The organism is Marinomonas ostreistagni (assembly GCF_016461785.1).
Classification (GTDB): Bacteria; Pseudomonadota; Gammaproteobacteria; order Pseudomonadales; family Marinomonadaceae; genus Marinomonas; species Marinomonas ostreistagni_A.
Genome location: NZ_JAEMUH010000003.1, coordinates 21918 through 42541, shown reverse-complemented (window position 1 = coordinate 42541; position 20624 = coordinate 21918). Strand labels below are relative to the sequence as shown.

The window sequence follows — 20624 nt, the reverse complement described above, 5'->3', positions numbered from 1 at the left end:
TTAGGTTTATACAGATCCCCTCTGAGTCTATCAGAGGGGATTTTTTTGCTTAACAAGGTTGCTCAGCAAACGCCTCCCAATATTGTGCAATCACCGCTTGGTTCTCTTCCAATGTGTCCACAGGCACCAATCGACCTTGTTTTTGTAATGTCTGGCGATGGGCCGTCGCTCGATAAAAGGTATACGCTTCTTTCATCTTCGCAACGTTTTCAGTCGAGAGTAAACCGTGCGCCTCGGCAGCTTCTAGCTGACGAATATTATCGGAATAGCTCATTAGGTCAGAATAGCGGTGCGACCAAGCTAACACCATGTATTGCACCATAAATTCAATGTCTATGATGCCGCCGGCCCCTTGTTTCAGATCGAAGCCTTTTTCGATACCGCTGGTGTCCAAGTGTTTACGCATTTTTTCGCGCATATTAAGCACTTCTTGTTTCAAGTTTGAGCGATCGCGCTCACGACCAATGATGTCTGCTCGAGTTTGCTCAAACTGCGCCATCAGTTGCACTTCCCCCGCTAGGGCACGTGCTCGGCATAATGCCTGATGCTCCCATATCCAAGCTTCTTTCTCTTGGTAATCTTGAAACGATTCAAAACTAGTCACCAGCAAGCCCGAGTTACCTGAAGGGCGCAAGCGCATGTCCACTTCATAGAGTCGACCCGCCGCTGTAAAGCTCGTCAGAAGGTGAATGATGCGCTGACCTAAGCGCGTATAAAACACCAAGTTATCAATACTGCGTTCACCGTTGGTGACACGATTAAGCTGAGCATTATGAATAAAGACCAGATCTAAATCTGAATCATAGCCCAGTTCTATCCCGCCAGATTTGCCATAGCCTACTATAACCATCTCTGGGCGAGTGACATCACTGTCATCTCTCGTTGGGAAACCGTGGCGCTGGGTGAGATAATGCCATGACTGCTGTAGCACTTGCTCTAACAGCACCTCAGCCAACCAGGTTAAGTGATCACTTACTTTCATTAGAGGTAATATGCCAGTTATATCGCAGGCCGCAACGCGCATGATAATTGAGCGTTTGAAGCGACGCATGGCATCCATATGTGCCTCTTCATCTTCTTCTGGTAAGCGCATTAAGGTTTGCCTTAGCTCTTGTTGCATGGCTTCTTTAGAGGGCGGCGAAAAGAGCGTGTTGGCATCTAACAATTCATCCAGCAATGCGGGTGAGTTGGAAATCATTTCAGAGAACCAAACACTCGCTCGGCACAAACCAATCAAGTGTACAATGGCGCTCTGATTTTCAGAGAGTAACACGAGGTAAGATGTTCGACGCGTCACAGCTTCCATAATAGGAATAATACGCTGTAACACCGTATCGGGATTCGATTCGTCTTCTAGACAGGCCATCAAAGCGGCCAAGAATACCGCCAAGCGCTCTTGTCCAATAGGTTGCATATAAGCAACTGAACGCGCGTTTAGGAATTGCCCCAGTTGTTGAGCCGACGCTGCATGATCTTGCCACTGAATATTTTCCATAGCCTCTTCGATCAAACTGTGCTCTTGAGGCTGCTTTAGAATCACTCGCCACGCTTCTTGCGCTTGTTGGTCACAAGAGTTTTCTTCACCATCATCAATCAATGCTTGAAAGTATCGATGCACAGCTTTGCGATGTTGCCATAGAGTTTCCAACAGCACATCCCAACTCACTTCGCCCACATGGTAAGCTAACCTTGCTCGTTCTGTTTCATCCTCTGGCAACAACTGAGTTTGCTCATCCGCAGCCCCTTGCAAGGCATGCTCTACTCGGCGCAGATAGCGATAAGCAGCCAGTAAATCCTCTACTTGTTGAACATCTAAATACTCATCCTGCCCAAGTGCAGGTAAGACATGAAATAAAGCAGGATTTTGCAAACGCTGGTCACGGCCCCCGTGGAGGATTTGTAAGGCTTGGACAATAAACTCAACCTCACGAATACCCCCTTCCCCCAACTTGATATTGTGCTCAATCCCCTTCCTTCTCACTTCTTTGGCGATCATCGACTTGAGGTCGCGCAGCGCACCGATCGCACCAAAGTCCAAATATTTTCGGTACACAAATGGACGGCGAAGCGCCTCGAACTCTTCCACATCAACGGGGTCTCCCGCCATCACTCGGGCCTTGATCATGGCGTAACGTTCCCAGTCACGGCCTTGGTCTTGGTAATAATTTTCCAGCGAGTCCATGCTCATAACCAAAGCACCAGACTGACCAAACGGTCTTAAGCGCATGTCTACACGAAACACAAAGCCTTCCGCATTCACTTGATCTAAATGCTGAATCAGCTTTTGTCCGATCTTAGTAAAATACTCTTGGTGAGACAGCGATTTTTTGCCCCCTTGGGTTTCACCATGCTCACGAAACGCAAAGACGAGATCGATGTCTGATGAAAGGTTTAATTCGAATCCGCCTAATTTTCCCATGCCAATAACGATCAGCTTTTGTGCTTGCCCCTTTTGATCGAGGGCTTGACCATACAGAGCCTGATAGTTTTGCATGGACCATTGTTGGCTGGCATTGACGGCAACATCCGCCAAGCGGCTAAGGTGGGCTGTTAGGGTTTCAAGGGCAATGGTTTGCTCGATATCCGCTGCGATTAAGCGTGTCATCCACCAGTGGCGATAACGACGCAATTGCTGCATCAGAGTAGCCTCATCCCAGTCCGGTTGAGCAACCGTTTCTGAAACATGCTGCCCCCAATGTTTCTCACCAGAGTAGAACTGAGCTATAGACGGCTCAACGATACCGTCCATTGGCTCAAATAGGGTTTCTAGCCAGTGCGGAAAACGTGTTAATTGTCTATGAACATACTCACTAAGTAGCCAAATACGCTCAGCACGTTCTAGTGTTGGCGCATCGATTTCTAAGCCAATTCGTCTGGCGATAGCATCGTTCAAAGCCTGTTGTTTTATCTCTCGTTGTTGCGCTGTATATAACGTCTGAAGCTGAGAAAGTGGGATCAAGGTCAAGTGGGTATCCTTATTGTTATTAGCCGATACATTAGACTGGGCGATCGAGCTGCTGATTCAACCATTGCCCTGTTGCCAGCATCATGATGCCAGTCTCAGCTTTTCCCGCCAAGCGTTCTAATAAACCGCTTTTATCAACTTTAAATAAGTTGTCATAGCATTGATCCAAGGCTTCTAGTTGCTTGGACAGTTCCTCAGGAACACATTGTTTCAATTGATAAACAGCACTGCGTATCGGCTGCAATAATGCTTCGTCTTTCAGGTAAAACATGGCCTCCCAATATACCAGCCAAGTTTCATACCAATACTCGGCAAAACTCAATAATGAATCCTGTGCACTAGGCTTTTTGGGGAACTCTATACGACGATGTTTAAGACGCGAGCCTTTTTGCGCTTTTGATACGACGCTTACCTGTACTGGCACCTGTTGTGCAATAAGGTGGGCAAACTCATATAACGCCCCCTCATTGCCTGATTTCAGCTCAAGCTCTAATTCACAAATGCTGTCGCGCCCATAAGCGGATGACACTTCCCCTTCATCACAGACGACCTCTATCACTGCGGATTGGTGATGAATCAGCCAAACATGACGCTGAAAATCTGTTCGAAAGACTTCAATAAGATCACGAGACCATTGCATATCTTGTAATGGCTCTGGCAACGGCACATCAGATAACAATGTTAAATCCAACGCATCGCTATGAACTTGCCACTCCCATTCACCTCGGGCATGCATACCAACACGACTGCTACCACGAGTTTTGACCGTTTGTATGTACTCTCGATTCACTGCCCGGATACGCAACGCAATGCCGTTTTCTAACAAAAGAGCGTTGGCTGTATCGTAATATCCATTCATAAGATCGAGTGTCGCTTGGCGAGAACTCTGGGAGGATGTATCTTGATCAGAACTGTTTTTTTCGCAAAAAGCATCGAGAAAAGCGCATGCCGACTTGAGATACTCGGGTTGAACCATTAACTTTAGTTCAAGCTCGGTAGCCATATTTTATAACCTCTAAACTTCCGGTACACCGGAGACAACTGCGTTAAAGAAGCAAGTTTACCAGAAGCGCTTAGCACCGTATCATTTTTGGCATCACGCCTAGGAGCATCCCATGTCTTCACTTCCCTCACTTTTGAGCATGATGACACAATTGATCGCCACACCCTCAATCAGTTGTAGTCAAAAAAGCTGGGATCAGTCAAATAAAGGTGTCATTTTATTATTGGAAAGTTGGTTATCAAGCCAAGGCTTTCAGTGCGAAATCATGCCATTACCCGGTCAACCGGACAAAATGAACTTAATTGCAACCATCGGCAAAGGTGCCGGTGGATTGGTATTATCTGGACATACCGATACCGTGCCATACGATGACGGTCGTTGGCAAAGCGACCCCTTCAAACTCGAAGAGCGCGACAATAAGCTTTTTGGTTTGGGGACCTGTGATATGAAAGGGTTCTTCGCCATTGTATTGGATACGTTACGAGACATTGATCTCAGTAAATTGCAGCAGCCTTTAATCATTCTTGCCACCGCTGATGAAGAAAGCTCTATGGACGGTGCTCGCGCATTGGTTGATGCAGAACGCCCTAAAGCACGTTACGCTTTAATCGGGGAGCCGACATCTTTAACCCCCATTCATGCTCACAAAGGCATCATGATGGAAAAAATCCGTATCACCGGAAAAGCGGGCCATTCGTCTAATCCGAGCTTGGGCAACAACGCACTGGACGCTATGCATGCGGTAATGTCAGAGCTGATGATGTATCGCAAAGGATTACAGGATAGATACCGAGACACTAACTTTGTCATCGACTACCCGACAATGAACTTTGGTTGTATCCACGGTGGGGACAACCCGAACCGTATTTGTGGTCGTTGCGAGTTAGAGTTCGATATTCGGGCGCTACCGGGCATGAACAACGCGACACTCTTTAATGAGATCACTGCGATCTTGCCTCAAATAGAACAACAAACCGGTACAAAAATCGAATTAAATCATTTATTTCCAGATGTTCCATCGTTTTTCACAGAAAAAGAATCCGATATCATTAGGGCGTGTGAACGTCTTACCCAAAAGGAAGCAACATCCGTAGCATTTGCCACCGAAGGACCCTTCCTAAATCAGTTGGGCATGGAAACCCTTGTATTGGGTCCAGGATCAATTGACCAAGCCCACCAGCCCAACGAGTTTATGGCGCTCGACCAAATCGCGCCCATGCAACACGTGATCAAGGGATTAGTGGAACGTTATTGTTTAACCCCGAGTACCGACAATGAGGCAACGCGTGTCTGACGAACTCAATTATGTGGACTGGTTTCGCCACTCTTCGCCCTATATCAACGCCCACCGAGGCAAAACACTGGTTATCTTAATACCCGGTGAAGCGTTTGAGAGCCCAAATTTCTCTAATATCATCCACGACATGGCTCTGCTAGATTCGCTTGGCATTCGTCTAGTATTGGTTCAGGGAGCACGCCCTCAAATTAACCGTGCATTGGGAGCACGCGACTTACCATCACGTATCGAGGATGGTTACCGAGTCACACCACAAGAACAGTTGATCGATATTATTCAAGCATCTGCTGCAGTTCGTGTGCAGTTAGAAGCGCAATTATCTATGGGCTTATCCAATACCCCAATGGCCAATGCTGGCCTGAAAGTCTGTAGTGGTAACTATGTTGTGGCCAAGCCTCTGGGAGTCGTGGACGGTATAGATTATGGTCATTCAGGCGAAGTTCGACGCATCGACAGTGAAGCGATCTTCCGTTTGCTTGAAGACGACAATATGGTGCTTCTACCGCATCTTGGCTTTTCACCAACGGGTGAAGTTTTCAACCTAAAAGCTGAAGACGTAGCAACACAAGCAGCGATCCAACTTAAAGCTGACAAGTTAATCATATTTACAGAAGATGAGGGCATTTTCGACGAGAAAGATGAACTGTATTCCGAACTGTTGGCCCATCATGCGGATACTATCCTTGCCAACGGCGGCCTAACACCGATCACTCGAGACGCTCTTGAAGCGTGTTTGATGGCGGTACGTGCGGCGGTTCCTCGTGCCCATATCATTTCGTTCAATGAAAACGGCGGCCTACTCAGCGAGCTTTTTACTCGTGAAGGCTCAGGTACCATGATCGATGAAGACAGTTATGAAAAGCTGCGCTTAGCGACCATCGATGATGTGGGCGGCATGATGCACTTACTCGCACCACTAGAAGCGAAAGGTATTTTAGTACGCCGTTCTCGTGAGTTGCTTGAAAATGAAATCGAACGCTTCCTTGTGATTGAGCGTGATGGTGCAATCGTTGCCTGTGCTGCATTGTATCCGTTTGAGCAAGAGCGTTCAGGGGAGCTTGCATGTGTGGCTGTATCGCCTGAATACCGAGGTTCTAACCGTGGTGAGCGCTTACTAAAAGGTATTGAATACGAAGCCAAGCGCCAAGGCTTGGATACGTTATTTCTGCTCACCACCCGAACCGCCCATTGGTTTATCGAACGTGGTTTCCGTGAAACAACGTTGTCGACCTTACCAGCAAAGAAGCAGGCCTTGTACAACTATCAACGCAATTCTAAGATCTTTGCTAAACAGCTTTAGCTGTCAATTCGGTGCGTCACATTTTGGCGCACCAACATTGATCAAGACAGGGTTTTACAATAGTCACTAAAGTCCACCAAAATATACAACTCATCATCATGTTGCATGGTACCTTGGACAAAATCACTTTCTTTGTATTCTAAGGTTTGAGTGGTTTGGTTATCAGGCAAATCCATCACCTTCTCGACACCTTCCACTCGAATACCAAAATAACCAGAAGGTAAATCCAAGACAATAATGTGTCCTTCTTCTTTGCATTCGTCAGGATCTAAATCTAACAGGTAAGAGCCGTATAGAACCGTGACCATGTTCCCTCTGACTTCAATCATACCCTCCACACCATCTCCTGCACCTGGGACCGGTGCAGACTCTTGATAACTTAAAACTTCTTTTACGGTGTTTAAAGGGTGTAAATACTGCTCACTTCCTAGGCGAAAACAGATCCCTTTTGACAATGCCTCCTCCATACCAACGCCCTCATCAATTAAAGTTAAATATAGTGTTGAAAAATAGTTACATGTCTAAATATTTATTTCAAATATTAAAAAACCCATTACTGATTTAGCAATGGGTTTTTAGTTTAATGAGTGGCTTTTATGCTACTCAACAATCTTAAATGGAATAAACATTGGGTAACCATCACGGATGACACGCATTGGAACCGAACGGTTAGATGGGAGTGTTTTAGCGATACGGTTAAAGACATCTACACTCTCTATCGTTTGACCATTAAGCATAGTGATAACATCACCTTGCTGTAAGCCATTTCGGGCAGCAGCACCGCCAATAATTTGTTCAATAACAACACCGCTATCAACACCTAAACGATCAGCTTGCTGCTCTGATATCGGCGCCACCGTCATGCCCAGTCGGTTTTCGTCGGCTTTCTGCTGTGCTACTTCAGCATCATCTGGACGTTTCGCCAGTGCAATCGTCATAGTGCGCTCTTTACCATCGCGGAACACTTGTGCTTTAGCATCCGTACCGACTTTTAATTGACCTACAAGGTAAGGCAGCTCAGAAGAGTGCTCAATGGTTTTACCATTAAACGCCATGATGATATCACCAGGTTTCAGACCTGCTTTTTCCGCCGGAGAATCCGGCATAACGCGGCTTACCAGTGCACCATGTGGACGATCGAGATCAAATGATTCCGCTAGGTCACGGTTAACATCTTGGATCAATACCCCTAGCCATGCTCGAGAAACTTTACCATCGGCTTTTAATTGATCAACTACCGACATAGCAACGTTAGAAGGAATCGCGAAGGACACCCCCATAAAGCCACCAGAGCGAGTGTAAATTTGCGAGTTAATGCCAACGACTTCACCATCTAGGTTAAACAATGGTCCGCCAGAGTTACCTGGGTTAATCGCCACATCGGACTGAATAAATGGCACATAGTTATCACTTGGCAAATTACGACCAATGGCACTGACAATCCCTGCCGTGACAGTGTAATCAAAGCCAAATGGTGAACCGATGGCCAGTACCCACTGACCGGCTTTTAGGTCATCTGAATCGGCCATGGTTACAATCGGTAAATCTTCCGCTTCGATCTTAAGTAGTGCCAAATCAGTGCGCGCATCGGTGCCGACCAACGTTGCTTCGTACTCACGACGATCGTTCAATCGAACATGAATCACATCCGCACCATCAATCACGTGATTGTTGGTCAGTACATAGCCATCATGAGAAATGATAAAGCCTGACCCTAGCGAGCTTCTTTGGCGCTGTTGCTGGCGCGGTTGTTGTTGCTGTTGGCCAAAAGGCTGTTGCCCAAAGAAATGACGAAAGAACTCATTTAGCTCTTGCGCATCAGGGCTAAGCTGACGATTACTCGAAGTCGTTGTCTGCTCTGTGCTGATATTGACTACCGCCGGAGATGCATCTTCAACTAATTCGGTAAAGTCCGGCAAATTCGCGGCATTCACCAAAGTTGAAAACAACATCAATAGAGTGATGCCGGCCCAGTTCACACGTTTTAGCAATCTGCTCATGTATTGGTCTCCTCAAACGTACCAAAGTTATATGATGCTACAGTGTCAGGTGAAGAGGATTTCAGGCGTCGTGAACCACGGGAATGGTTTGCACCTGTGTTTTATTGATTCTCAAAACTCGCGGATAAAAATCAGGATTGCTGGCTTCTTGTGCTGACTTCCGTTTAGCCACCCAAAGCCCTCCTGCAAATCCACTTATCGCTCCGACAATCGAAAAAAGCGTTTGTTCCGTAAAAACTGACGGTAATGCCGCCCCCAATACCAAGCCAACTAGCGGGACGGCGTACATATATAAAGAAGCCTGTAATAACGTATCTTCAGGAATGCCCACCACCACATTCTGGCCCACTTCAAGGCCTTCTGGAGCAATGGCTTTCATTAGCATTCGATTACTGTTCGAAACTTTAGCGATCGCTCGGTGGCCACACCCGTGACGAGCTCGACAGCTGTCGCAGCTACTGGTACGGATGGTTTCGACCTCGGCAATCCGGTCATGTATCGACAGTACGATACCTTGCTCTTCAATCATTACTAGATCCTGGCATGATCACAGCCATTAAGCGTTGTAAAGTTTGCGCTGGCACTTCACCTACCATTGTTAACAAGTAAAGCTTGTCATTCACTTGAATACTTTTCTCACCCGCTATGGTCGCGCCTAAATTCATGAAAGTTTCCGAGCGCTTCTTATCTGTCTGCTCAACAAACACGGATACTGTGCTCATTCCATCGGATAATAACAGCATTTTTGTGTTGTCATTCAAGCGACGCGCGTCTTGCCAAACCAAACTGAACCCTGCTGGTAACCAATCAAAATGCCAGTTGCGCTCAACTATCGTCGGCTCAACTTCGGTAAAGTGCTGCGTATAAGACTCATCATTGGGGGTGAAGTCGGACGCTTTCAAGTCTGGAGTAAACGTTACTGAGGTAAATTGAATACGCTCTAACAATGCCTCCGAAGGTCCCAGTACATCATGCTTTAAGAGAAAGCCATTTTCCTTGTCGATCCAAAAACGGTGAGCATAACGAAACTCATCTTTTGGCGTTAAGGCGACTTTCACAGCATCACGAGAAGCAATGCGCTGATCTTTATCAACCACACTGATGTCATAAACCTGCTCTAAGCGTTCCTTATCTAATTGTTGGAAGCGTTTAAACGGCTCATTTGGAACGAAACCAGCGACGTAGTCTTCTTTATCAGGGAAAACACAAATAACACTGTCGTCCGCACGGATCACAGCAATACGTCGTCCGTCAAGGTCTTCAAGACTTTCGTATTCCACACCACCTATCAACCCTCTACGCACTCTCATAGAGTTCATTGCGCCCGCTTCTTGATGCACAAACACGCCATCATAAGCCAACGTATCAAACGATTCCGTCATCCGCAGGAGCCACTCTACACCAGAGTGAGCGGATACCACTCCACTTAAACTCAGCAGAGCTGTCAGGAGAAAAGCGCGTATCATTGATCAGACCCTTGTGGGTAGCCAACCACTTTGGCCATTGGAATCATGCCTTGGCCAACCGTCATCGAGGCTTGTTGCGCATGCTGTCGCAAGTAGTTCTGCAGACGTGCATTGTTTTCTAATGCTTCTTCTGCGCTCAATGCCGTTAACGGCTGTGCCGGCTTAATCGTGCTATTTTGAGCCGTTACAATATTGTTGCTGGTGAAACTTTGATCATCATTCAGCAAAGCATTGCCTCCCAACACCACGACAAAAGCCACACTGGCCGCCACAGCCAAACCGGAGAAAAACGCACGCTTCGTATGCGCTGCATTGTTTTCCAAATTTGGTAGGTGGAGTTGCTCAAGCTTTTCCGGCTTCGTCGCTAATGCACCTTGATTAGGAAACACCACAACATTGCTCTCTTGCGTGATTTGCTCCATTTTACGGTGCATTTGCGCTAGAAAGTCACCAGAGTCCGAGATCAACACCTCTGTATCAGGTTGTAACGCTTGATGAATGTCTTGATAGCAGTCGACTTTATGTGCCAGATACATCGGGTCGCTGGCCAGCAGCTTGTCTATATCAGCTTGGGTCGCTTCGTTGTCTAGAAATGCGGATAGACTGTCGTCACTGCTAGAGCCGTGCTTGTCATAGAATTTTGACATGACTACTCTCCTCCCCCAAAAATAGGGCGAATTCGTTTTTCCACTGCTTCACGGGCGCGAAAAATACGCGACCTAACCGTACCAACAGGGCAATCCATGACCTGGGCAATATCCTCGTAACTCAGACCATCAAACTCTCTTAAAGTCAGTGCGCCTCGCAGTTCTTCGGGTAAATCTTGAATCGCGTTTTGAATCTCAACTTCTAAGCGATCTCTGTTTAAGTTGGCATCAGGCGTGCCGCCATCAGACAGCTCGCTGTAAACCGCGTGAACGTCTTCATTATCCAGCTCTACGTCACTGGCGGGGGGGCGCCTTGATCGACTGACGAGATAGTTCTTTGCCGTATTAACTGCAATCCGATACAACCATGTATAGAACGCACTCTCCCCTCGGAAGCTATCAATTGCTCGATACGCTTTAATAAAACTTTCTTGCGCCACATCCAGCACTTCTTGCTTGTCCTGAATATAACGGGAGACTAACGCGGCAACTTTGTGTTGATACTTCAACACTAACAAGTCAAATGCACGCTTATCACCCGCTTGAACTCGCTGAACTAACGCCTCATCTGTGGACGTTTCGTGCTGCATAGGCACCTCATAATTCTTTAACATACTGTGCCCAACCTATTGATGAATATATGGACAGCGTTGTACTACTAGAGTTCCACGAAGAATAACTTCGTAATGTATAAAAAGCATTGTAAGCGATTTACTTTGCTCTCGCTAAGACTCTTGATTCGAGTCAAGGTATTCATTGGTGTGACAAAGAAGTGTAAGATTAGCTCGTTTATCACTAGCCAGAACAACAACATGAGCCAACATATTCATCACGATATCGTTATTATCGGCGCCGGTGCAGCGGGCCTTACTCTTGCCTTAGAGCTTGCCAATGAACACAACGTCGCCATTTTAACAAAAGGAGATATCGCTGAAGGCTCGACACTTTACGCTCAAGGCGGCGTTGCCGCTGTGTTGTCAGAAAAAGACACGGTAGACTCCCATGTTCAAGATACCATCGTTGCAGGAGCAGAATTAGGCGACCAAGAAGCCATTCGCTTCACCGTCGAACATTCCAAAGAAAGTATCGACTGGCTGATCGACCAAGGTGTACCTTTTACTCGCTATGGCGACGATGACAGCTACCATTTAACCAAAGAAGGTGGCCACAGCCATCGTCGTATTATCCACGCAGCGGACGCAACAGGATTAGCGATCTCAGAAACTTTGGTCAAAAATGCCTTGGCTCATGAGAATATCCATTTTTACCCCGATCGCGTTGCCGTGGATTTGATCACCACTCAAAAGCTAGGGCTATCGGGTGAGAATCGCGTCATTGGCCTATATGCATTAAATCAATCTTCCGAGGAAGTGGAAGTATTCCATGCTCAACGTGTAGCATTAGCCACAGGTGGCAGCAGTAAAGTGTATTTGTACACCAGTAACCCAGACACCGCCTCTGGTGATGGTATTGCTATGGCATGGCGTGCAGGCTGTCGAGTGGGCAATATGGAGTTCAATCAATTCCACCCAACATGCTTATACGATGCTAAAGCTAAAACATTTCTGATTTCTGAAGCGGTACGAGGAGAAGGCGGTCGCCTGTTGCTCCCTGACGGCACACGTTTCATGTTCAATTTTGATGAGCGCGGGGAACTTGCGCCACGGGACATCGTTGCCCGTGCCATTGACCATGAGATGAAACGTTTAGGGGTCAAACACGTCTTGCTGGATATCTCTCATAAAGATCCAGAGTTCATCAAAGAACACTTCCCTACTATTTATAAACGCTGCTTGAGCTTCGGGCATGATATGACTAAAGGCCCTATCCCAGTGGTACCAGCGGCTCACTACACTTGCGGTGGCGTGGTCGTAGATCAATTTGGTGCAACGGACGTAAAAGACCTGTATGCCATTGGTGAAACTTCCTACACGGGGCTTCACGGAGCGAACCGTCTCGCTAGCAATTCTTTGTTGGAATGCATTGTTTACGCACGATCGGCCGCACAACAAATTTTGTCCGACAATGCTCTAAGAGACTCTTACCAAATTCCTGACTGGGACGCTTCCAAAGTCACCAACTCGGATGAAGATGTGGTCATCACTCACAACTGGCATGAGCTAAGACGTTTTATGTGGGATTACGTAGGCATTGTGAGAACAAACAAGCGTCTGCTTCGTGCGAAGCACAGAGTAGATTTGCTACTGTCTGAAATTGACGAGTTTTATTCGAATTATCGTGTGACGGCGGATTTACTTGAACTGCGTAACTTGGCAGTGGTAGCGGATTTGATTATCCAGTCGGCCATGGCCCGAAAAGAGAGTCGTGGATTACATTTCACATTGGACTATCCTGAAAAGCTAAAACAGTCAGAACCCACTATTTTAAAGCCTCGGATTCGTTCTTCTGAGCTGGCGAATCAAGCAGCTTTTGAACGAAAAGCTTAGAACGCAATAAGCGATATTCGGGCTCATCAAATTGGTCCCGATAAATTAATTGATACTTGATGCAGAAAATAATCAAACGCTGCCATAGTGAAGAGTTTGGTTTAGGATGCAAAACAAGCATCATCCAATACTCATTTAAATACAACAATGTGGCATTGACCTGACATTGGGAGCTTTGCCATTGAACACCTTCTTTCAACACTTCAAGCGTCGGCAGCGGCGCAATACGTGTGTAAACAAAAAAGGTGAACAAAGCCAGAAAACCAACGCTTTGCCACACTACAGACCACTGTAGCAGGACGATCAAAAGTCCTGCTGACAGCAACCCAACCAAGCTTGATACAAAGCCAAGTCGCGAATGTTTAAGCGCTATAGTTTTCAGGCTGTACACGATTAACAATCAAGTGAACGATGCGGGCTAAATCAGGATCTTCTGGCACTTCCTTCTGCATAAACCAAGGGAAGATCTCTTGGTCCTCACATTCGATTAGCTTATAAAAACGCTGTTTGTCTTCGTCATCCAGTGTTAGAAACACTTCATCCAAAAACGGCTCAAACAACACATCTAACTCCAGCATGCCGCGGCGACATTGCCATTTCAATCGCTTAAAACCCGCAGAGTCTTTTGATTCGATTTTATCTGTCATGATTGGTACTCCCCAATAAGTACGCGCCATTATAGCGGTTCACTGAGTGTCGGCAACTCACCATCATGGCAAAATACCGCAATGTTGACCTTTATCTGCCACGATTGTAGGAAAGTTAAGTCTAAGATAATGTACCCCCAGAAAAATGATCGACTTAAAGGCTTCGTAAGTACAAATAGAAAGTCCGTCACCAAGCTCGTTACCCTGCGCCCACAACACCACTACAGGTAAGGAATGTCATGTTAAAAAAACTGATCATCGTCATGCTTCTAACATCCGCAACAATGGCCACTTACGCCGCCGAGCACACGGTCAGAATGCTCAATCAAAGCGAGTGGGGCTACATGTCATTTGAGCCAAGCTTTCTGAAAGTTCAAGTAGGTGACACCGTAACATTTGAACCCACCACACCAGGACATAATGCCGTCACCATCAATTATATGATCCCAACTGGCGCAAATCGCTATCGCGGAGACATAGGCAAACCCATCACCATGATCATCAATAAAAAAGGCTTCTACGGTATAGAATGCGCCCCACATTTAACCATGGGAATGGTCATGATCATTCAGGCAGGCGAAGGCGATATCACGCAGTTTAAGATTCCCAAAACACTCCCCAAGCAAGCCAAACGTCGCTTTAACGAAGTCAAAGCGTATGCTTTAAACCAATAAAAACGCCTATTTATCGATGTTCCTCTAAGAAGTTTGCAAGCATATTTAGAAAAAACCTATCTAGTAGATGATACTTTTTTGTACCAATCATTTTTTTTGCATATTTTTCAAATTACCAACGAAAAATAGATAACATCGTCTATTCTTCATGAAAGAAGAGCGTTCCTCGCTCTTCTAGAGCCACAGCCTCTTTAGGTTTTGCTTATTTAGCAATCAAATAAAGCAAAGTCAAAAGAGTATTATTTTGACTGCATTTTTAATCAAAATTCATATAAACAAACAAAAAAGTACAAATAGTCACTATTTATGTACTAGTTAGTCAATTCGAAGTTGGTCTATATTTACTTGGCTTGATTCAATTATGTTCAAGTCACTAGGTGCGACAATAAAAAGAAACTTACCCAAATGGGAGAACCTATGAAAAGTCTTACCAAAACAGCCATCGCTTGCGCTGTCTCTCTAGCTGCCTTCAATGCATTCGCAGAAACTCAAATCACGATCGCGACTGTGAACAACGGTCACATGATCGAAATGCAAAAACTTTCTCCTGAATTCGAGAAACAATACCCTGACATCAAACTAAAGTGGGTCACACTTGAAGAAGGTGTACTACGTCAAAACGTTACTCAAGACATTGCTAACGGCAGTGGCTTGTACGATGTAATGACTATCGGTATGTATGAGGCTCCGATTTGGGGTGAGCGTGGTTGGTTAGAGCCAGTTGATACAAGTGGTGATTACGACGTTGAAGATATTCTTCCATCTATTCGTGGTGGTCTGTCTTACAATGGCACTATGTACGCTGCACCATTCTATGGTGAAAGCTCAATGGTTATGTATCGTAAAGACCTGGCTGAAAAAGCAGGTGTAACGATTGGTGACCGTGATAGCTGGGAACACATTCGTGATGCTGCGGCTGCAATGAACGATCCAGAAAACGGCGTGTACGGTATTTGTCTACGTGGTAAAGCAGGCTGGGGTGACAACATGGCCTTCCTATCTGCAATGGCAAACTCTTTCGGAGCACGCTGGTTTGATATGGATTGGAAACCACAGTTGACAAGTGACGAGTGGAAAAATGCAGTTAACTTCTACGTTGACCTGCTAAACAAATACGGACCTCCAGGTGCAAGTGGTAACAGCTTCAACGAAAACTTGGCGCTGTTCAACGAAGGCAAATGTGGTATGTGGATTGATGCCACGATCGCAGCTTCTTTCGTAACCGATCCAAAGCAATCAAAAGTTGCTGACAAAGTCGGCTTTGCTCAATCACCATACGCAGTGACTGAGAAAGGTGCAAACTGGTTGTGGTCTTGGGCCCTAGGTATCCCTGCAGCAACTAAAAATGCTGAAGCAGCACAAACGTTTGTTCGCTGGGCAACGTCCAAGGAATACATCAAGTTAGTGGCTGATCATAATGGTTGGGGCGCAGTACCAACAGGTACTCGTACATCCACTTATGAAAACCCTGAGTTCACAAAAGCCGCTGTATTTGCAGACGCAGAGCTTAAAGCAATTAACTCTGCTAACCCAAATGACAGTACGCTTCAACCTTCACCATACGTAGGCGTTCAGTTTGCTGCCATTCCAGAGTTCCAAGCAATTGGTACAACAACAGGACAAATGGTTTCTGGCGCTCTAGCTGGAAGTCTACCGGTTGATAAAGCTCTAGAATCAGCTAACCGTTCTGCGGATCGTCAGATGCGCCAAGCTGGTTACTACTAAATAACGTTCTAAGCGTTATCGCTAGGAGTGGGGCTATGCCCCACTTTCTAGCCCTTAATAATCGTCGAGAGACGCGCTAAAAGCTAATCACGAGAGAAAATCCCATGAAGCGTTCCATCACTCGCTTGTTAATGGCGCCCTCAGTTGTTTTACTGTTGGCATGGATGATAGTGCCATTATCAATGACTATCTACTTCTCAACCATCAATTACAACCTGCTCTACCCAGGACGTAATAACTTTGTTGGTTGGATGAACTTTGAGTTCTTTGTAACCGATCCAGGATTCTGGATTGCTGTCTCCAATACACTCATTTTGTTGATTTCAGTACTTGTCATCACCGTTGTGCTGGGTGTTGCGCTATCAGCTTTGATTGACAAGCCGTTTTTTGGACGAAATATTGTCCGTGTCTTGCTCATTTCACCTTTCTTCATTATGCCAACAGTCAACGCACTGATCTGGAAAAACATGATGATGAACCCTGTGTATGGCATTTTTGCGTGGATCTCTAACTCTTTAGGTCTAGAACCCATCGACTGGTTGTCTGACTACCCTCTAATGTCGATCATTATTATGGTGAGTTGGCAATGGCTACCATTTGCTATCTTGGTATTTGTGACAGCTCTTCAATCTCAGGATACAGAGCAAAAAGAGGCCGCTCAAATGGATGGTGCAAATGGATGGCACATTTTCCGCTACTTAACCGTGCCTCACTTAGCTCGTCCGATTGCCGTAGTAGTAATGATTGAAACAATCTTCTTACTGGCTGTATTTGCTGAAATCTATGTCTCCACTGGTGGTGGACCAGGTTATGACAGTACTAACCTTGCATACTTAATTTACAACCAAGCATTACTACAATACGACGTAGGTGTTGCATCTGCTGGTGGTTTATTCGCAGTGCTACTAGCTAACATCGTAGCGTTCTTCTTAATCCGCGCTGTCGGCAAAAATCTAACAGTGTAAGGGGACGATCATGACTTTAACTCAGCAAAGAAAACTTAAAACCATCTTAGTAGGCTTAGCCTCGTGGACGGTTGCTCTACTATTATTCTTTCCGATCTTTTGGATGTTCATTACGTCGTTTAAAACTGAGCTACAAGCGATTTCTGTACCACCACAGTTGTTCTTTGAACCAACTTTTGAGAACTTCTCACTTGTACAAGAGCGTAGTGACTATTTGAAACATGCGTGGAACTCCGTCGTAACATCTTTTGGCGCTACGATCCTTGCATTAATCATTGCGATTCCTGCTGCCTACTCAATGGCTTTTTTCCCAGGCAAGAAAACCAAAGATATTTTACTTTGGATGCTATCAACTAAGATGCTACCGGCAGTAGGGGTATTGGTTCCTATTTACATTCTATCTCGTGACTACGGTCTGTTAGATTCAAAACTTGGCTTGGTGATTATCTTTACCCTAATGAATCTTCCAATCATCGTTTGGATGCTGTTCTCATACTTTAAAGATCTGCCAAAAGAGATTCTTGAAGCAGCACGTATGGATGGCGCTACACCTTGGGATGAAATGATTAAGGTTGTACTTCCACTTTCAGTTGGTGGTATTGCATCAACAGGCTTACTGTCCATCGTATTGTGCTGGAATGAAGCATTTTGGTCATTGAACTTAACAGCATCAGAAGCAGCTCCATTGACAGCAATGATTGCTTCATACTCAAGCCCTGAAGGCTTGTTCTGGGCAAAATTATCTGCCGCATCAACTCTTGCTTGTGCCCCAATCGTGATTTTTGGCTGGTTCTGTCAGAAACAATTGGTACAAGGCCTAACATTCGGCGCAGTGAAATAGTTTATAGGAATAATAAGAATGGCTTACTTAAACATAACAGAATTACAAAAACACTATGACAACTACCACGCACTGCGCGGCATTAACTTAGCAATTGATGAAGGCGAATTTATTGTATTCGTAGGTCCATCAGGCTGTGGTAAGTCAACTCTTCTTCGTACTATTGCTGGTTTGGAATCTAGCACAGGTGGAACGATTGAACTTGATGGCCGTGATATCACCGAGCTGTCCTCTTCAAAGCGTGACCTTGCAATGGTGTTCCAGTCTTACGCTTTGTACCCGCACATGAGTGTGGCTGATAACCTTAGTTTTGCATTGCGTCTAGCAAAGGAAGAACAAAGTGTTATTGATGAAAAGGTGAAGTCTGTTTCAGCATCACTTCAGCTTGATAAGCTTCTAGAGCGTAAGCCGAAGGAACTGTCTGGTGGTCAGCGTCAACGTGTTGCGATTGGTCGTGCGATTGTTCGTCAACCAAAGGTATTCCTCTTTGACGAACCTCTATCAAACTTGGATGCAGCGCTACGTGTACAAATGCGCTTAGAGTTAGCTCGCTTGCATAAAAAACTTGGTACAACAATGATTTATGTAACTCACGACCAAGTAGAAGCGATGACGCTAGCCGATCGTGTTGTTATATTGAACGCTGGACAGATTGAGCAAGTAGGTACTCCACTTGAACTATACCGTTCACCGAACAGTCGCTTCGTTGCAGAATTCATCGGTACTCCTAAGATGAACCTAATTGAGCTAGATAATGTCGTTCGTGAAGCGGACACTCTGCACCTCAAATTGTTGAACGCTAGTATCGACTTCCCTGTTGCCAGAACTCATGGCCCTCTTCCAGATAAAGTTGTGATGGGTGTACGTCCTGAGCATATGCATATCGTTGAAGCGGGTGGTGATCTAATCGGTAAAGTTGAGCTAATTGAACACTTAGGCTCTGAAGCTTACACCCACATTCGCTTGGCCAACGGTCAAACTGTTATTGTTAAAGCTTCGGCTCGCACAACTATCAAAGATGGTGAAGAAGTTCACATCAATGTTGATCGCGAAGAAGTTATCTTGTTCAACGAAAACGATCGCGTATTTTCGGTTATCGCTGAGGATGCAAGCCATGAGTAATACATTAAACGCCACTCGTAATGCGGACCAATTATTGGTTCGCAACTATGATCGCTCAGACATTCAGGCCGGAGTGATGCATCTTGGCGTAGGTGCATTTCACCGCGCTCATCAAGCGGTTTACTTCGACCGTTTACTCGAGACACCAGAAGGTAAGAACTGGGGGGTTGTGGGTGTTAACCTTCGCCCTCACGACTCCAAGGCCTTCGAGCGTTTTAGTGAACAAAACGGCGAATATGTTCTAAAGACCATGGATCCTGAGGGTAATGTGGAGTATGAACAAATTCGTGCCATCATTGGTCAAATAGATGGTGCAAAAACACCTGAATTGGTTGATGAGACCATGGCCGGTGAGAATATTAAATTGGTTACTTCTACCGTTACTGAAGGTGGTTACTATTTAGATGAAAACCGTCAGTTAATGCTTGATCACGAAGCAATTGACGCTGACATTGCTGGGGGACGAAATACTATTTACGCGTTCCTATACGCAGGTTTAAAGCTACGTAGCCAGACATCTAATGCCAAAATTACTTTGCTTTGCTGTGATAACTTGCGCCATAACGGCGAAGTGCTTGAAGCAGGTTTAATGCAGTTCTTAGCAGCAAAAGGTGATACTGAATTAGCGACTTGGGTCCAAGCAAACGTGACGTTCCCTTGCTCAATGGTTGACCGTATCACGCCTAAACCAAGCCCTATTCATGTCAAGGACGTACAAGAGAAGTTTGGCATTGATGATGAATTGACTGTGATGGGTGAAGATTATCTTCAATGGGTTATTCAAGACAATTTTGCAGCTGAAAGGCCAGCACTAGATTTGGTAAAAGCTCAATTTGTTGACGACGTAGTTGCCTACGAAGAAGCAAAAATCCGAATCCTTAATGCAGGCCATACAAATGTGGTATATCAAGCAGCGCTAAAAGGAATGCACTTTTTTGATGAAGCCATGCGTGATGATGAGCTACGTGATTATTTTGATGACTTCATTACAGAGGATTCTATTCCAGCTATTGGAGAGTCAATTGTCGATTTGGCTGCCTATCACAAAATAATCGCTCGTCGATTTAGCAACGCAAACATTGGTGATACAGTCGAGCGCATCTGTACAGATGGGTACTCGAAATTCCCAATATTTGTTTATCCATCACTAGCAGGATGCTACAAAATTGGCCGAACACCAAATAAAACACTTGAGGGTATTGCAGCTTGGTTTGTTTACCTTCAGAAGTCTAGAGCAGGAACCGTATCTGTTCCATACCATGAACCAAATATGGAAGCACTAGAAAGTTTTACAAATGATGCCGAAGGTATCGCTGCATTTGCATCAGATAGTTTTCTTTGGGGGGAAATTCCTACAGAATACCCTTCTTTTACTGAAGATCTCACTGCAGCCATTCACACAATGCAATCACGTTATGCGTAATTGACATTAATAGCGCCTGTTTTGTTGTTCTTAACAGGCGCTATAAGACGTGTTCTGTCACATAATAATTAGAGCAGGCGACTATGGAATTAACGTCTTGCG

Annotated in this window: 19 protein-coding genes; 9 read left to right on the top strand and 10 right to left on the bottom strand. The window is 45.4% G+C overall.

Going from position 1 to position 20624, the window contains the following annotated elements; all coding sequences use genetic code 11:
• Window positions 1–49: 49 nt before the first annotated feature.
• Window positions 50–2965 (bottom strand): bifunctional [glutamate--ammonia ligase]-adenylyl-L-tyrosine phosphorylase/[glutamate--ammonia-ligase] adenylyltransferase, encoded by a 2916-nt coding sequence (glnE, locus tag JHD44_RS03400; RefSeq protein ID WP_199461112.1) that lies wholly within the window; start codon window positions 2963–2965, stop codon window positions 50–52.
• A gap of 31 nt (window positions 2966–2996) precedes the next feature.
• Window positions 2997–3968, bottom strand: coding sequence for a CYTH domain-containing protein (locus JHD44_RS03395; RefSeq protein ID WP_199461110.1), 972 nt, complete (start codon window positions 3966–3968; stop codon window positions 2997–2999).
• Window positions 3969–4080: 112 nt separating this feature from the next.
• Here JHD44_RS03395 and argE point away from each other — a divergent pair, with 112 nt between their 5' ends.
• Together argE and argA are read left to right on the top strand one after the other, a co-directional pair.
• A complete protein-coding gene (argE, locus tag JHD44_RS03390) occupies window positions 4081–5262 on the top strand; it encodes an acetylornithine deacetylase (RefSeq protein WP_199461108.1) in 1182 nt (393 codons plus the stop codon).
• Window positions 5255–6565: an amino-acid N-acetyltransferase gene (gene argA / locus JHD44_RS03385; RefSeq protein ID WP_418903726.1), complete on the top strand. Its 1311-nt coding sequence runs from the start codon at window positions 5255–5257 to the stop codon at window positions 6563–6565. Before argE ends, argA begins: the two co-directional genes overlap by 8 nt.
• Before the next feature lie 41 nt (window positions 6566–6606).
• Here argA and JHD44_RS03380 read toward each other — a convergent pair whose 3' ends face one another.
• The 6 genes from JHD44_RS03380 to rpoE form a co-directional block, all read right to left on the bottom strand.
• Window positions 6607–7032, bottom strand: coding sequence for a chemotaxis protein CheW (locus JHD44_RS03380; RefSeq protein ID WP_199461104.1), 426 nt, complete (start codon window positions 7030–7032; stop codon window positions 6607–6609).
• Window positions 7033–7164: 132 nt separating this feature from the next.
• Window positions 7165–8565 carry a DegQ family serine endoprotease gene (locus JHD44_RS03375; protein WP_199461102.1) on the bottom strand — a complete coding sequence of 467 codons (1401 nt, stop codon included), beginning with the start codon at window positions 8563–8565 and terminating at the stop codon, window positions 7165–7167.
• Window positions 8566–8626: 61 nt separating this feature from the next.
• Window positions 8627–9094, bottom strand: a complete 468-nt coding sequence (locus JHD44_RS03370; protein ID WP_199461099.1) for a SoxR reducing system RseC family protein — start codon at window positions 9092–9094, stop codon at window positions 8627–8629.
• Window positions 9087–10031 (bottom strand): MucB/RseB C-terminal domain-containing protein, encoded by a 945-nt coding sequence (locus JHD44_RS03365; protein ID WP_199461097.1) that lies wholly within the window; start codon window positions 10029–10031, stop codon window positions 9087–9089. The genes JHD44_RS03370 and JHD44_RS03365 overlap by 8 nt, the downstream gene beginning before the upstream one ends.
• Window positions 10028–10678 carry a hypothetical protein gene (locus tag JHD44_RS03360; RefSeq protein ID WP_199461095.1) on the bottom strand — a complete coding sequence of 217 codons (651 nt, stop codon included), beginning with the start codon at window positions 10676–10678 and terminating at the stop codon, window positions 10028–10030. Before JHD44_RS03360 ends, JHD44_RS03365 begins: the two co-directional genes overlap by 4 nt.
• Window positions 10679–10680: 2 nt before the next feature.
• On the bottom strand, window positions 10681–11268 hold the full coding sequence (gene rpoE / locus JHD44_RS03355) for an RNA polymerase sigma factor RpoE (RefSeq protein WP_233401703.1): 588 nt from the start codon (window positions 11266–11268) through the stop codon (window positions 10681–10683).
• A 222-nt stretch (window positions 11269–11490) separates the two neighbouring features.
• Here rpoE and nadB point away from each other — a divergent pair, with 222 nt between their 5' ends.
• A complete protein-coding gene (gene nadB / locus JHD44_RS03350; protein ID WP_199461091.1) occupies window positions 11491–13125 on the top strand; it encodes an L-aspartate oxidase in 1635 nt (544 codons plus the stop codon).
• Here nadB and JHD44_RS03345 read toward each other — a convergent pair.
• Window positions 13058–13516 carry a protein YgfX gene (locus tag JHD44_RS03345; RefSeq protein ID WP_199461090.1) on the bottom strand — a complete coding sequence of 153 codons (459 nt, stop codon included), beginning with the start codon at window positions 13514–13516 and terminating at the stop codon, window positions 13058–13060. The two genes, nadB and JHD44_RS03345, sit on opposite strands and share 68 nt — an antisense overlap.
• Window positions 13488–13772: a succinate dehydrogenase assembly factor 2 gene (locus JHD44_RS03340; protein ID WP_199461088.1), complete on the bottom strand. Its 285-nt coding sequence runs from the start codon at window positions 13770–13772 to the stop codon at window positions 13488–13490. The genes JHD44_RS03345 and JHD44_RS03340 overlap by 29 nt, the downstream gene beginning before the upstream one ends.
• 239 nt (window positions 13773–14011) lie before the next feature.
• Between JHD44_RS03340 and JHD44_RS03335 the strand changes: the two genes are divergently transcribed.
• From JHD44_RS03335 to JHD44_RS03310, 6 genes are all read left to right on the top strand, one after another.
• Complete coding sequence (locus JHD44_RS03335) at window positions 14012–14446, top strand: pseudoazurin (protein WP_199461086.1); 435 nt, start codon at window positions 14012–14014, stop codon at window positions 14444–14446.
• A gap of 417 nt (window positions 14447–14863) precedes the next feature.
• Window positions 14864–16171, top strand: coding sequence for an ABC transporter substrate-binding protein (locus tag JHD44_RS03330; protein WP_199461084.1), 1308 nt, complete (start codon window positions 14864–14866; stop codon window positions 16169–16171).
• A gap of 104 nt (window positions 16172–16275) precedes the next feature.
• Complete coding sequence (locus JHD44_RS03325) at window positions 16276–17136, top strand: carbohydrate ABC transporter permease (protein ID WP_199461082.1); 861 nt, start codon at window positions 16276–16278, stop codon at window positions 17134–17136.
• A gap of 10 nt (window positions 17137–17146) precedes the next feature.
• Window positions 17147–17977, top strand: coding sequence for a carbohydrate ABC transporter permease (locus tag JHD44_RS03320; protein WP_199461080.1), 831 nt, complete (start codon window positions 17147–17149; stop codon window positions 17975–17977).
• A gap of 18 nt (window positions 17978–17995) precedes the next feature.
• Entirely contained in the window at window positions 17996–19099 is a 1104-nt protein-coding gene (locus tag JHD44_RS03315) for an ABC transporter ATP-binding protein (protein WP_199461078.1), read from the top strand.
• A complete protein-coding gene (locus JHD44_RS03310; RefSeq protein WP_199461076.1) occupies window positions 19092–20522 on the top strand; it encodes a mannitol dehydrogenase family protein in 1431 nt (476 codons plus the stop codon). Before JHD44_RS03315 ends, JHD44_RS03310 begins: the two co-directional genes overlap by 8 nt.
• The last annotated feature ends 102 nt before the right edge of the window (window positions 20523–20624 follow it).

Excerpts from the sequence above, each read along its gene's own strand:
- JHD44_RS03340 (WP_199461088.1), bottom strand. The coding sequence starts at position 13,772 with ATGACAGATAAAATCGAATCAAAAGACTCTGCGGGTTTTAAGCGATTG.
- JHD44_RS03375 (WP_199461102.1), bottom strand. The coding sequence starts at position 8,565 with ATGAGCAGATTGCTAAAACGTGTGAACTGGGCCGGCATCACTCTATTG.
- JHD44_RS03325 (WP_199461082.1), top strand. The coding sequence starts at position 16,276 with ATGAAGCGTTCCATCACTCGCTTGTTAATGGCGCCCTCAGTTGTTTTA.
- nadB (WP_199461091.1), top strand. The coding sequence starts at position 11,491 with ATGAGCCAACATATTCATCACGATATCGTTATTATCGGCGCCGGTGCA.
- JHD44_RS03380 (WP_199461104.1), bottom strand. The coding sequence starts at position 7,032 with ATGGAGGAGGCATTGTCAAAAGGGATCTGTTTTCGCCTAGGAAGTGAG.
- JHD44_RS03320 (WP_199461080.1), top strand. The coding sequence starts at position 17,147 with ATGACTTTAACTCAGCAAAGAAAACTTAAAACCATCTTAGTAGGCTTA.
- JHD44_RS03315 (WP_199461078.1), top strand. The coding sequence starts at position 17,996 with ATGGCTTACTTAAACATAACAGAATTACAAAAACACTATGACAACTAC.
- JHD44_RS03335 (WP_199461086.1), top strand. The coding sequence starts at position 14,012 with ATGTTAAAAAAACTGATCATCGTCATGCTTCTAACATCCGCAACAATG.
- JHD44_RS03360 (WP_199461095.1), bottom strand. The coding sequence starts at position 10,678 with ATGTCAAAATTCTATGACAAGCACGGCTCTAGCAGTGACGACAGTCTA.
- JHD44_RS03365 (WP_199461097.1), bottom strand. The coding sequence starts at position 10,031 with ATGATACGCGCTTTTCTCCTGACAGCTCTGCTGAGTTTAAGTGGAGTG.
- argE (WP_199461108.1), top strand. The coding sequence starts at position 4,081 with ATGTCTTCACTTCCCTCACTTTTGAGCATGATGACACAATTGATCGCC.
- JHD44_RS03370 (WP_199461099.1), bottom strand. The coding sequence starts at position 9,094 with ATGATTGAAGAGCAAGGTATCGTACTGTCGATACATGACCGGATTGCC.
- JHD44_RS03310 (WP_199461076.1), top strand. The coding sequence starts at position 19,092 with ATGAGTAATACATTAAACGCCACTCGTAATGCGGACCAATTATTGGTT.
- JHD44_RS03395 (WP_199461110.1), bottom strand. The coding sequence starts at position 3,968 with ATGGCTACCGAGCTTGAACTAAAGTTAATGGTTCAACCCGAGTATCTC.
- JHD44_RS03330 (WP_199461084.1), top strand. The coding sequence starts at position 14,864 with ATGAAAAGTCTTACCAAAACAGCCATCGCTTGCGCTGTCTCTCTAGCT.
- rpoE (WP_233401703.1), bottom strand. The coding sequence starts at position 11,268 with ATGCAGCACGAAACGTCCACAGATGAGGCGTTAGTTCAGCGAGTTCAA.